We start from the raw sequence: 12789 nt of genomic DNA on the forward strand, positions 1-12789 counted from the left end.
TGGTAGTCAACGCCCTGCTGGCAGTGCTTCTCGATGATGTGCAGGAAGTCGTCGGCGTCGAGCTTCTCGATGGAGCCGTGCACGCTCTCGAGCGCCTGATATACGGGCACCGTGCCGATCGGCACCGTCACCAAGCTGGAGCTCTGCACCAAAGCCGCAGCCAAGCTGCACGCCGAAGGCAAAAACGTACGCGTGGTTTCGATGCCCTGCATCGAGCTGTTCGAAGAGCAGGATGCCGCCTACCGCGAAAGCGTGCTGCCCGCCGCCGTGCGCAAGCGCATTGTGGTGGAAGCCTCCAGCTCCTTCGGCTGGCACAAATACACCGGCTTCGATGGCGCCTGCATCTCTACCGACCGCTTCGGCGCTTCGGCACCTGGCCCGGTCTGCCTTGAGAAGTTTGGCTTCACCGTGGAGAACGTGGTGACAACTGCCAAAGGGTTGGGCTGATCAAAATACTGACCTCCGCCGAGAAACTCAGCAGAGCCTTTTATAGTGGGGTTGGGGACCAATCATCCACCAGCCTTCCCTCTATCAACGCACAAGGCTGAGAGACCCAGGGCCTATTAAAAGCCTGTCCCAGAAGCTCTGACTGGAGCCGCCGAGCATGGTGGGTGCCCAGAAACTGCTCAGATTTATTCGCTTCTGAGCTCCCAACAACTCATGCTGCTGCAAGCGATCTGATCAGCTTTCTCAATTCGCTAGGGGATGAGGATCCAATCGGCTGCGCTCCTTGCATCCTCAGCTGGCGGGGGTGGTTGGTAGTTTTAGAAGTATTAGAAAAGGTGGCCGCCAGACGCTCGACAAGCTGGTGGGGAGCAACTTCAGCCGATCGCAATCGAATTTATCATCCCTGCTGCTGCAGGCCTACCTAGAGGCAGCGAAGGCCCAGATCATCTACCTAACCAAAGCAGGTGTAGAAATCTAGGTCCTGAACTAATTGCTCGAGGCGGTGGAGCCTAAGGACGTACAGGTGAAGATTTACGCCCTGCATGCCAACCGCCCAATACCGTCTGAAGGAGGACAACGTATAATATAGCAAGAAAATACCACCGCAAGCGACTACGATTGGCATCCTTACTAGCAGGCATAGCCTTGCTTCTGGCATGCGTATTGGCCAGCGCAGGCGGAGAGGGGGGCGAAAAGGGTCGGGTAGAGATTCGCCGGATACTATGGCTAGCAATCTACTTGCTACTACTAGCAAACCTAAACCAGTGGATCGCAGGGCGGATACTATTCCCCTGCTTGAGCATTGCCTCCAGCCTGGGGATTTTTATTTGGCTGATTAAAAATCCTCGGAAGACAACGGCAAGTATTTTACCCGACTTTATTTGGGCAATTGGTACGACTACAGCAGCATCGATTATTATATTTACTCTTTTCAGAATGAATAGTTACTGGCTAATAGAAGGGCCCAACAACGATAGTCTTTTCTACTTCTGTGGGCAAGAGTGGTCAGTGAAACATTCGCTATTCGCCCCCACAAGCAAAGCCTTAAATGAATGGGGTTGTCCGTATATCGGACATGATTCGACTCTGAACAGGTCAGGGACATACACCCTACTTGGATGGATAACAAGCCTGTCAAGCACCACAAAAGGGAGCAATATCTATCTAATATCTGGATATGCCTCGCTGATCACATGGAGAGCTTCAAAGCTAATACTTTCGACGCAAAAGATAAAAAAATTGAACGCATACAGCTGTCTAGCAACACTCGCATCCTCATTATCCACAGGCTTTATAGGAGCTCTAACCAATAGCAACATCGCAACAGTGGTCGGCTCTGCATGTTTATCAATGTTAACAGCTCTTACCCTGCATCGAAGACTAGATCCGCTTAAACGACATGCCCTAATGGCCACTTGGATCGCGATCGGAACACACTTTTACGGCGAAATCCTATTGTATGGCGGCCTGATGCTTTTAATATCAGTTTTTATTGACTACATGCAGAAAAGCTTGGCAATCAACCCATGGAAGACAATAAGGAGCCTAGTCTTAAGCGGAGCCATTATATTAGCCTTAGGAAATATACCGGCAATTCAGGTTATAAACAATATTTTTACGCTGTCCAGCCTACCCAAGGATGCCGACTGGCACTCGTGGTATCTACACCATAATACAATTGCATGGATTGGCGGATTTATCAATGGAATTTTAATGTGGGGAGACTATCCAACACTTCTCCAGCTATCGTTATCCATATCGGTTACGCTCTTAGGCCTTCTTTTGGCGTTCAAAATGCGCGACTTAAGAACAGGTATAATGCCTCTATTTTTCACGTCTACAGCTTTTATATTATACCTTGAAAAGACATCTTATGACTACGGGGAGCACAAAGTCCTTCAGCTTCTTGGCCCCAGCTGGGCATTGGCTCTATCCAGCATCTTTCTAATTCAGATAAGTTTAAACATTCAAAGAATCCCGACTGCAAGGACAGCCTGGCTGAGCGTAATTGGATTAAGTTCAATACTTTACATCAATGCAGACTTTTTGAATAGAGCGAATACTCTTATTAGGCGAACCGGAGGAGAAAGAAGTTTGACAAATAGCGCGATTGAAGCAAAAGATATAGCCCGCAAAGGACAAGTTGTTTACCTGGATGGATCAAACTGGTCGGGGCAGGACAGATTCATGAAAACAAATTATTATTCTCTGTTTTTTAGCATGGGTGGCGCCAAGGTTTTGATGCCATCGCCAGAAAATACGTCTATCGACGTAAGCGGATACAGGCATAACATTCAGTACAACACTCTAAAAAATACAAAAGGTATTGATTGGTTAGCAACTAGCAAGAGTAAATATAAAAAGCAACTTTTCCTGGGCCCGATCAAGGATAATGTTCAGCCGGCTTGGCAAGATGATAACTTGAAAATTTACCCAGCCAAAAGTCTTGCTTTTTCCATACCATTTTCCTTGCAAGGCGCTAGATGGTACAAATGCGAAAAAACGTTTTGCTGGACACAAAAAGGCTTCACAATCGAAACTTACGGTCCCAAAAAACAAGGTTCCGGCATTCTTGAAATTCAGTTTACTGTCTATGACCCGCCCTCGACGGGGAAAGTCTACGTGGAAGATGAAAACGGCAAGGTCCTTGTTAGTGTAGCTGCAAGTTCACATAAAATTGCAGTGAGATACAAACCTGGCTGGAGTCAGTTTAAATTTGACTGCAATTGGGAACCAAAGTCCCCAAAAAGCCTAGGACAGTCGGAAGATGATAGAATTCTTTTTCTTGCGATAAGCTCAATTCACCAAAGACTACTCCCATGAAGCTTTTTTAAAATGATATAAGGAATATTATTCGAATAATTCTCAGGACGGCGATCGTCCCGCCTTAATCATGTATGAAAAGCTATGGAGAAAGTATTCAGGTGTAGGCCCCGTTTTAGAGTTTGGTTGTGGAGTTGGGCATTTTGCAAAAAGACTATCGAAGCACGCTAAGGTGTATGGAGTTGAGACGAACACTTACGCACTGAGTGCTGCCAGGCAAATTGCACCTAAAGCAAAGTTTTTAGAGTCAATGAGAGATATACCTGACAACCACTTGTCCTCGATTGTCGCCCTTCATGTGTTTGAACACATTGAGGACGCCCTGCTGGTCAACATATTTCAAGAAATGAATTGCAAACTTACGGTCAATGGAACTGTAATTGCAGTCATGCCAAATAAATTTGGAGGTGCTCATATATTAAAAGGGAAGGACTGGAAAGCTTTTAGTGATCCAACGCACCTTAATATAAAATCAGCTCAAGAATGGGAAAATATGTTCAAAACAGTTTGGGGACTCAGCATTATATCATCATTTTCAGATGGCTATTATGACTTCCCTTACGCCACCAAGAGGAAATACTTTTTTCCTTTCCTGATTTATGCAGATTACTGCGCACCTTGATTCAATTCTTTCTAGCAGTACCTATTTTAAGCCGTAATGACGGCGAGAATGTGATCTTTATCATGAGGAAGTCTTGTGACATTAACTAATTTTTTTCTGATTAATCTTGGATCACTAATAGCAGCCATAGGAACTATCTTTTTGAAGAAGTTAAGCGAAAGTCTGTCACTATCACTTCCGATTCCGGAAATTATTGCTCAAGTAATTTTAAATAAATACGCATGGCTTGGTGGCATATGCTATTTGGTGCCCATTATATTGTGGACTTATTTATTGCGAAGCATGGATTTGACAAAGCTGCAGCCCTTGCTGGCTATTGTGTATATTTATACGATTTTATTGTCGATCCTAATTCTTGGTGAAAAGCCCTCAGCAGGCAGATTGACTGGAATTGGTATTATTATGACAGGTGTTATAATTGTTGGCAGGTCTTAAGGCAAATGGAACGCAGGAAGATTCTTATCGTTCTTAATTATTTTTACCCTTATATTAGTGGTGTAAGCGAGTATGCACGAGCATTAGCTGAATCTCTTTCAAAATCAAATGATGTCAGAATTTTAACAGGACTTCATGCACCAGAGCTTAAACAAGTAGAAAGAATAAATGGCTACTGCATTTACAGGGCCAAGATTCTTTTTAGGCTTGACAAAGGCTATATTTCAAGCGAGTTCATCAGGCTCTTTATGCATTTATCTAAAAGAAGCGATGTAGTCAACTTGCATCTTCCGATGCTTGAAAGCGGACTTTTATCTTTGCTAACAGTTAAGCCGATTATTGCTACATATCATTGTGACATGGCCCTGGTTGGTAGCATATTTAACAAGCTTGCTGTTCTCTCAACGAGAGCATCTATGCATATTGCTCTCGTAAGGGCTAAAAGTATTGTAGTTTTGTCGAAGGATTATTCCACAAGTTCTTCCGTCCTTAAAAACTATCTGCCAAAGATGATAGCGATCAGCCCACCAAATCGGCTAGAGGATAGAGACAATGATTTCTCATTATTAACAAAAAAACAAGCGGAAAATGCTTTAATTTGTGGATTTGTAGGGCGCCTAGTGCGTGAAAAAGGCATTGATATACTTATCAAGGCTGCCAATGAACTCAAGGAAGATCATATAGTTTTTTGGATAGCTGGTGACTACAAGGAAATCGCCGGTGGGTCTATATATTCAGAAATCAGCTCGCAGCTGGTCAATTCTTTTAATATTAAGCTCGTTGGCAAATTGGAAGATTTAGATCTCATTGAGTTTTATAAAACGATTGATGTATTGCTACTACCAAGTACTAATAGATTTGAAGCCTTCGGCATGGTGCAAATTGAAGCAATGTCCTATGGCGCCATTCCTGTTGCTTCAAACATGCCTGGTGTTAGATCGGCAATCTTAAATACAGGAATAGGTCATTTGTGCAAGCCAAGCTCCGTAAGCTCATTGGTGTCTGCCATAAAAGACGCAAAACGGACTAGGCGTAAATTAGACAAGAATACTGTCAGAAATATTCTTTTTAAAAGTTTTAGCAACGACTTATTTCTCGTTGGATATCAATCATTGATCAATGATTTAGATACTTGTGAATAGGAGACTGTCGCGGATTTTGGCGGCTTTTAGCTGCAGGCGCCATGAACCGGTACGGTGATCTCCAGCGGCTCCTGGAGCTACTGGATTTTGGCCATGGTGTGCTTGCAGACACATAGGCGATGCTCCAGTTGCCCCGTGTCAATCAGGATGATGGGCGCTTTGCATCAATCTGGTTGACCGGTAGACGGGATCGTTTCCAGCCTTGCTGGTTGATGAGATCGCAGCTGGGAAGGTGATCGTGACCATGCGCCAGTGCTCCTGCGGGAAGTGCAAGAACGTAACCAGGTCTTCTAGGGCCGCCTCCATCACTGTGCATTTGTCGGTAGCCTTAAAGCCCTCAGTTTCATTCTAATATGCCTGCACCACTTCTCCCTGCAACCACCACCCCTTCCTGCTGTGCTTGAAGGTGACGAGATAGATACCCAATTCTTGGGAAATCCATTACTCGGTGTGGCGGAGTCATCCGCCTTCTCAAATCAGCCTTGACAGCCCCGCTTTAGCGAAGTATTTCTCATCTCCTCAAGCCCCCTAGCATCACAAAAGTTAAGCAAATACTTTCCTGAGAGAGGGCCCCTGTGCCTACGCATTAAGTGCGCGAAGTACCTCTTCGAGAAGACTCCAACAGCTACCGGAACAAAAACGGATTCCAAATCAGCTGGCCTCCCTTAGTAGACTAGCCATTAATAACCTGCGGCTCGATGGGATCTAATCGATCACCGAATACACGACGATTTAGTTTATGACATCAAGGGCCTGCTCAGACTTCTGGGTGGCGAGAACCAGTAGCGGAGCTACCTCCGGTATGACTTCGGATGAGCCGTAAAGCACCACAGGCAGTCTATCAGCGCCGGGGTCACCTCGGAATCGAACAGTGCAATCAGCTGATCCGCCACGTCGTATCAACTTGCTCGATTGACAAGACCAATCACTGCTGTTGTAACCAACCAGGCCGCCAAAGTCAACTTGATGCCCCGGTCACCCAATAGGATCTCTTCAGGTTTCTCGCTGGTGCTATCTGGATCCAGGATGCTGCGCCGTTCCACTTCATCCGGGTCACTGAGCAGCTGGTAGCGAAAAATTCCCACCAGCACGAATGGCACCGTGAGCAGCATCCAGCTGGTGGAAGCCCCTCGCAAGGCCGGACCCGCAGCCCAGAGCGAGTAGCAAACGAAAGCACTGGTGGCCACGGTGCTCTCCAGCCGCAAAAGTAGCGGCAGTGAGTAGCGGTCCAAGACCCTCCGGGTGATCACACCCCGATCCTGAGCAACCCGCAGCTCCGCCTTGCGCTTCCCGATCGCGAGAAACAGCGCCAGCAAGCCCACCGTGAGCAGAAACCAGGGGGAAGGCTGCAGCATCGTTGCCACCGCGCCGGCGATCGCCCGAAGTAGAAAGCCCGAAGCGATGCAGAAAAGATCAAGCAGCGGCATCCGCTTAAGCCTCAGGCAGTAGCCCACCTGGATCAACCCGTACATCAGCACCACACCTGCCAGAGCCGGCGCGACGCAGGCCGCCAGGCTTAGGCTGGCTGCCGCCAGAACCGCAGCTGTGGTGAGAGCAGTTGGCACGCTCACTAGGCCGGCGGCGATCGGCCGTTTTCGCTTAGTGGGGTGGAGCCTGTCGGCCGCCACATCCATGCAGTCATTCAGCAGATAGATAGCGCTGGAGATCAAACAGAACGCCACCAGTGCTCCCCCCGCCAGCAGCCACTCATCAGGCTCGAAGCGAAAGGCGAACAGCGGCGCTGCGAACACCAGCAGGTTCTTGGTCCACTGCCGCGGGCGGCAGGCTGTCAACAAACAGCAGTCAAAAAACAAATGAAATCCTCACTAGCTGATGGAGCCAGAAGCCTGCAGTGCCTTCTGCAGCTGATCAAGATCCTCATCAGTGATCTTGGTTTGCATTGGGCAGTGCTTGGGGCCACACATCGAGCAGAACTCGGCCTGTTTATAGATATCTGCAGGAAGAGTTTCGTCGTGATACTCGCGAGCCCGCTCTGGATCAAGCGAGAGATCGAACTGCTTGTTCCAGTCGAAGGCGTAGCGGGCGCGGCTGAGTTCATCGTCGCGATCGCGGGCGCCGGGGCGATGGCGGGCGATGTCGGCAGCGTGGGCAGCGATCTTGTAAGCAATCAGTCCCTCACGCACATCCTCGGCATTAGGCAAGCCCAGGTGCTCCTTCGGAGTCACGTAGCAGAGCATGGCCGTGCCATACCAACCGGCCATCGCCGCGCCGATGGCACTGGTGATGTGGTCGTAGCCGGGGGCGATGTCTGTGACCAGCGGGCCCAGCACATAGAAGGGGGCCTCACTGCACTCCTCCATCTGCTTTTTGACGTTGAATTCGATCTGATCCATCGGCACATGGCCCGGACCCTCCACCATCACCTGGATGTCGTGCTCCCAGGCGCGGCGGGTGAGCTGGCCGAGGGTTTTGAGCTCAGCCAGCTGGGCGGCGTCGGAGGCGTCGTGCTGACAACCCGGACGTAGGGAGTCCCCAAGGGAGAAGCTGCAGTCGTAGCGCTTGAAGATTTCGATGATGTCATCGAAATGGGTGAACAGGGGGTTCTGCTTGTGGTGATAAAGCATCCACTGGGCCAAGATCCCGCCACCGCGGCTCACGATGCCGGTGAGGCGACCCTTCACTAGCGGCAGGTGCTCAATCAGCAGGCCGGCATGAATCGTTTGGTAGTCAACGCCCTGCTGGCAGTGCTTCTCGATGATGTGCAGGAAGTCGTCGGCGTCGAGCTTCTCGATGGAGCCGTGCACGCTCTCGAGCGCCTGATATACGGGCACCGTGCCGATCGGCACCGGCGAGGCATTGATGATCGCCGTGCGCACCTCATCGAGATTGACGCCGCCGGTGGAAAGATCCATCACCGTGTCGGCGCCATACTTCACCGCTAGGCGCAGCTTGGCCACCTCCTCATCGAGATCGGAAGCATTGGGGGAGGCGCCGATGTTGGCGTTCACCTTGCAGCGGCTGGCGATGCCGATCGCCATCGGCTCCAAATTGGGGTGGTTGATGTTGGCCGGGATGATCATGCGGCCCCGAGCCACCTCCTCCATCACCAACGATTCGGGCAGGTTTTCCCGCTTGGCCACATAGGCCATCTCTTCAGTCACTACGCCCTGGCGGGCGTAATACATCTGGGAATAGTTCGCGGTGCCGCGACGCTTCTCAATCCAGGCGCTACGCATTTGAGGCTGCAAATAGGGCGGGGCGCAGCCTGAGAGTGGTTTCACAATCCAATTCCACTTCCCTGCGCCGGCATGACCCGGATCAGGTTCGGAGGGTGTGATCTCAGCCCAAAGCTGCACAACTGATTAAGGCCGGCAGCGGGGCACCCCTAGTGACCCATCCAACCTAGCTCTGCAGACCATTGAGCGCCGCGGCCACCACCCGGTGGTCGGGGTCGGCCTGAAGCTGCTGCAACAGAACCCGGGCCTCGGCAGTGCCCTGCTCCCGCACCAAGCGGGCCAGGATCTCGGCGCCGCCCACCCGCACCGTGCCATCAGCGTCTGTGATCGCCATCGACGCCAGCTCCAGCAACCAGGCCGGATCAATGGCTGGCTGCTCAGCAAGAGCCGAAAGGATGCTGCAGCGCACCAGCCACTGCTGATCGGCTGCAAACCCATCACGCAGCAGGGGCCAGGCCCGCTCAAGGCTGTGGCTCACCAGGGAGTTAGCAGCTTCGGCCCGCACATTGGCGTCCTCATCGCCCTGCATCGCGGCCACCAGCGCCTGCCAGCCGGCCTCGTTTTGCTTCACCCCAAGGCCGGCGCAGCTGAGCGAGCGCACCATGAACATGCTCTGCTCCAGCCCGAGCAGGAGTAAGGGCACGGCCTGCTCCACCGGCACCTCCCGCAAACCCACCAGGGCGGGCATGGCCCGGCTGGGGTCTCCGCAAAGAATGGCCTCACGCAGGGCCGCAAGATCGGGAGAGGGATTGGTCATACATCCCCATCGTGGCGCAGGGCCGCCAGCAGCTCACGCCGTCGTCGCCGCCGGCCCACCGCACTGGTAACAAGCAGGCCCGTGCCGATCAGCAGAGCTGGCAGGGCTGGAATCCGATCGACGCCGCGGCGCTGCAGCAGCACAAGCAATGCCACCAGGATCAACAGGGGCGAGGAGAGGGCCAGCAACCCCCGCAGCCAGGGCCTTTGCCTCACGGGCGCCGCTCCATCCAGCGCAGCAGGCTCAAGGTGAGCACGCCAATGCCCACCGGCAGGGACGCTTCGTCGGGAGCGAAGCTGTTGCTATGCAACGGCGTGCAGCCCTGAGGCCCCGCCACCCCCAGCCGAAACATGGTGCCGCGGATGCCATCGAGCAGTTCGGCGAAATCCTCTGCTCCCAAAGACGGCTGCTCGAGCCACTGCACCTGCTGGCGGCCGAGCAGCTCCACCCCAGCATCCGCCACCAGCTCGGTGAGGGCAGGGTCGTTGTGCACGGGCGGTGAAATCACCCGATAACGCACCCGGGCCTCGCCGCCATGGCCGCGGCAGAGGGCCTGCACCGTGTCTTCGATCCAGCCTGGCAGCTGGGCGTGCACGTCGGTGTCGAGGCAGCGCACCGTGCCGAGCAGGCGCACATGGTCGGCGATCACGTTGAAGGCCTTACCGCCCTCGATCCGCCCGAAACTCACCACCACCGGATGCAGGGCATCAAGGCGGCGGCTGATCGCCTCCTGCAGACCACTCACCACCCGCGCCGCAATCCAAATGGCGTCAGTGCTCTGGTGGGGTCGGGCGCCGTGGCCGCCCTCGCCCAGCACCTCCACCTCCAGCTCACCGGCCGCCGCCGTAAGGCTGCCGCTGCGCACGCCGATCGTGCCCGCCGCCAGGCTGGGAAACACGTGCACACCAAACAGGGCTGCCACGCCGTCCATGGCGCCATCGGCCTTCATCCAGGCCGCCCCCTGGGCCGTTTCCTCAGCGGGCTGAAACAACAGCCGCACCCTGGCCGTGAGCAGCTCGGGGTGGCGCTCGGCAAGCTCCGCCAGCAGGTAGGCCACCCCCAGCCCCACGGCGGTGTGCAGATCGTGGCCGCAGGCATGCATCAGGCCCTGCTGGATGGAGGCGTAGTCGAGGCCGGTGCGCTCCTCCACAGGCAGGGCATCCATATCCACCCGCAGGGCCACCAGGGGGGCAGGCAAGCCATCAAGCCCCTGCTCTGGCCCCAGCTCCGCCAGCACGCCGGTGCGGCCCACACCCTCGCGCACCTGCCAACCCCAGCGCCGCAGCTCACCTGCCACCAGGGCAGCGGTCTGCTGCTCATGGCCACTGAGCTCGGGATGGCGATGGATATGACGCCGCAACTGGATCAGCTCCGGCAGCACCTCGGCCAGGGCCTGCTCAAGCCCCAGGGCCTGCCAATTCCAGCTGCAGGGTGTTGCCGTCATTCGAGGGCCATCGTTCAAGGGGCCAAAGCGAGGAATTGCGCCAGAGCTGCCACCGGCTCGGGGGGCCAACGCCGCGTCGCAAGCAACCATTCTTGCTGCCGGTAGCGGGGATCGAGGCCGGAGGCCGCGGCCCAGTTGCTTTCGGCCTCACCGCGAGCCCCCTTATGCCAGAGCAGGGCGGTGAGGCCAGCTCGGGCATCAGCAAACAGGGGATAGCGGCGGATCAGGTTGCGCAGCTGCCGCTCGGCCTCGGCGCGATCGCCCAGCTGGAAGGCCGCCAGGGCGGCGCTGGAGCGGGCCATGGCAAAGCCTGGCCTAGCTAGGGAAGCGGCTTCAAAGCAACGGCGCGCTTCCTGCCAGTCACCCAGGGAGCCCTGCACGTTGCCGAGGTTGTAAAGGGCTGAGGCGCGCGGTTCACCCTCATCGCTCGGAGCGCGCTCCAAGATCCAGAGGTAGTCGGCTTCGGCGGCAGCCCACTGGCCCAGGGCCTCCTCGGCTGTGCCGCGATTGAGGTGGGGATCGGGGCTCTCGCCGTCGAGCTGCATCGCCTTGGTCTGGTCAGCAATGGCAGCGCGGGGATCGCCCAGGGCGAGCTGCACATTGCCGCGATTACTCCAGGCCGCCGCATCGTCCGGGGCCACCTCCAGCACCTGGTTCCAGAGGGGTAGAGCCTCATCAAAGCGCCCCTGCCGGCTGGCGCTGAGGGCCTGATCAAATAGCTGGGGCAGCAGCAGTTGCAGGCCCAGCAGCAAGGAAAACAACGTAGGAATCATTGTTGGCTGCTGGTCATGCGGCCGCATTAGCCGGCCAGCCCAGGTGGTTGCGGCCCGCCGGAGTAACCAGCCGGCCCCGAGGGGTGCGCTGCAGAAAACCCAGCTGCAACAGGTAGGGCTCCACCACCGCTTCGAGGGTGGAGGAATCTTCGCCGAGACCGGCAGCCAGGGTGTCGAGGCCCACGGGGCCGCCGCCGTAGCCCTCGAGCATCAAGGTGAGCAAACGCCGGTCACTGGCATCGAGGCCGCGGTCGTCAACGCGATGCAGGCTTAGGGCCTCCGCAACCAGGGGCGCGCCGATGCGGCCATGGCCCCGCACCGATGCCACATCGCGCACCCGACGCAGCAGGCGATTGGCAATGCGGGGGGTGCCGCGACAGCGGCGGGCAACTTCCAAGGCGGCCCCACCCTCGAGCTTGATCTGGAGCAGGCCAGCAGCCCGCTCCACAATTTGCTGAAGCTCATCGAGTCCGTAGAACTCAAGCCGCTGAATCAGGCCGAAGCGATCCCGCAGCGGTGAACTCAGCGATCCGGCCCGAGTGGTGGCGCCAACAAGCGTGAAAGGGGGCAGATCCAGGCTGCGGGTGCGGGCCGTCGTGCCCTTACCCACGGTGAGATCGAGGCGGTAATCCTCCATCGCTGGATAAAGAATTTCCTCGGCCACCCGGTTGAGCCGATGAATCTCGTCGATGAACAGCAGCTCATGGGGCTGCAGGTTGACCAGCAGGCCAACGATGTCGCGGGGGCGCTCTAGAGCCGGGGCGCTGGTGATGCGGCAGCGCACACCCAACTCCTCGGCCAGCACCAAAGCCATGGTGGTTTTGCCCAGGCCCGGTGGGCCGTAGAGCAGCACGTGGTCGAGGGCCTCTTGGCGGGCGCGGGTGGCCTCCACCGCGATGGCCAGCACCTGCTTGAGCTCGCTCTGGCCGATGTAATCGGCAAGGCGCTTAGGGCGGAGACTGTCCTCCCGGGGCAGGCCACTGGCTGCGGCGGGGAGCTCCTCGAGCACGGGAGCGGGATCCACAAGACGCGCTGGTGGCTCGTCGCGGCTGGGGCGGCCGCGGGGCGCCGAAGATCCCGAGGAGACGATGGCCATGCAGCGAGGGTACCGGGGGCTCCCTAGGGTCGGGAGATCAAGGGGACGGTTGC

11 protein-coding genes, 2 pseudogenes and 1 riboswitch are annotated in these 12789 nt (G+C 55.3%); of the genes and pseudogenes, 5 read left to right on the forward strand and 8 right to left on the reverse strand.

Annotated features, from left to right (window positions below; translation table 11 throughout):
- Positions 1-125, reverse strand: a pseudogene (locus KBY99_RS14920) (phosphomethylpyrimidine synthase ThiC); the annotation flags it as partial.
- Here KBY99_RS14920 and KBY99_RS07975 point away from each other — a divergent pair.
- The 5 genes and pseudogenes from KBY99_RS07975 to KBY99_RS07995 form a co-directional block, all read left to right on the forward strand.
- Positions 118-447 (forward strand): annotated as a pseudogene (locus tag KBY99_RS07975) (transketolase-like TK C-terminal-containing protein); the annotation flags it as partial. The pseudogenes KBY99_RS14920 and KBY99_RS07975 sit on opposite strands and share 8 nt — an antisense overlap.
- A 795-nt stretch (positions 448-1242) precedes the next feature.
- The gene (locus KBY99_RS07980) at positions 1243-3270 is read left to right on the forward strand and encodes a hypothetical protein (RefSeq protein ID WP_254998426.1); all 2028 of its coding nucleotides are present in this window, start codon (positions 1243-1245) and stop codon (positions 3268-3270) included.
- Positions 3271-3340: 70 nt separating this feature from the next.
- Positions 3341-3892, forward strand: a complete 552-nt coding sequence (locus tag KBY99_RS07985) for a class I SAM-dependent methyltransferase (protein ID WP_254998428.1) — start codon at positions 3341-3343, stop codon at positions 3890-3892.
- A 75-nt stretch (positions 3893-3967) separates the two neighbouring features.
- The gene (locus KBY99_RS07990; RefSeq protein ID WP_254998430.1) at positions 3968-4327 is read left to right on the forward strand and encodes an EamA family transporter; all 360 of its coding nucleotides are present in this window, start codon (positions 3968-3970) and stop codon (positions 4325-4327) included.
- A 5-nt stretch (positions 4328-4332) separates the two neighbouring features.
- Complete coding sequence (locus tag KBY99_RS07995; protein WP_254998431.1) at positions 4333-5469, forward strand: glycosyltransferase; 1137 nt, start codon at positions 4333-4335, stop codon at positions 5467-5469.
- Between the two features lie 899 nt (positions 5470-6368).
- Here KBY99_RS07995 and KBY99_RS08000 read toward each other — a convergent pair.
- The 7 genes from KBY99_RS08000 to ruvB all read right to left on the reverse strand — a co-directional run bounded on the left by KBY99_RS08000 (position 6369) and on the right by ruvB (position 12736).
- On the reverse strand, positions 6369-7262 hold the full coding sequence (locus tag KBY99_RS08000; protein WP_254998433.1) for a decaprenyl-phosphate phosphoribosyltransferase: 894 nt from the start codon (positions 7260-7262) through the stop codon (positions 6369-6371).
- 33 nt (positions 7263-7295) lie between these two features.
- Positions 7296-8666, reverse strand: a complete 1371-nt coding sequence (gene thiC / locus KBY99_RS08005) for a phosphomethylpyrimidine synthase ThiC (protein ID WP_254998435.1) — start codon at positions 8664-8666, stop codon at positions 7296-7298.
- Between the two features lie 42 nt (positions 8667-8708).
- A riboswitch (TPP riboswitch) is annotated at positions 8709-8827 on the reverse strand.
- 5 nt (positions 8828-8832) lie between these two features.
- Complete coding sequence (locus KBY99_RS08010; protein WP_254929614.1) at positions 8833-9423, reverse strand: HEAT repeat domain-containing protein; 591 nt, start codon at positions 9421-9423, stop codon at positions 8833-8835.
- On the reverse strand, positions 9420-9638 hold the full coding sequence (locus KBY99_RS08015) for a DUF3188 domain-containing protein (RefSeq protein ID WP_254929615.1): 219 nt from the start codon (positions 9636-9638) through the stop codon (positions 9420-9422). The genes KBY99_RS08010 and KBY99_RS08015 overlap by 4 nt, the downstream gene beginning before the upstream one ends.
- Positions 9635-10867 (reverse strand): amidohydrolase, encoded by a 1233-nt coding sequence (locus KBY99_RS08020; protein ID WP_254929616.1) that lies wholly within the window; start codon positions 10865-10867, stop codon positions 9635-9637. Before KBY99_RS08020 ends, KBY99_RS08015 begins: the two co-directional genes overlap by 4 nt.
- Positions 10868-10881: 14 nt before the next feature.
- Complete coding sequence (locus tag KBY99_RS08025; protein WP_254998436.1) at positions 10882-11640, reverse strand: tetratricopeptide repeat protein; 759 nt, start codon at positions 11638-11640, stop codon at positions 10882-10884.
- Positions 11641-11653: 13 nt separating this feature from the next.
- Positions 11654-12736 (reverse strand): Holliday junction branch migration DNA helicase RuvB, encoded by a 1083-nt coding sequence (gene ruvB / locus KBY99_RS08030; RefSeq protein ID WP_254929618.1) that lies wholly within the window; start codon positions 12734-12736, stop codon positions 11654-11656.
- Positions 12737-12789: the final 53 nt, after the last annotated feature.

This window comes from Cyanobium sp. Maggiore-St4-Cus (genome assembly GCF_024345615.1).
Taxonomy (GTDB): Bacteria; Cyanobacteriota; Cyanobacteriia; order PCC-6307; family Cyanobiaceae; genus Cyanobium_A; species Cyanobium_A usitatum.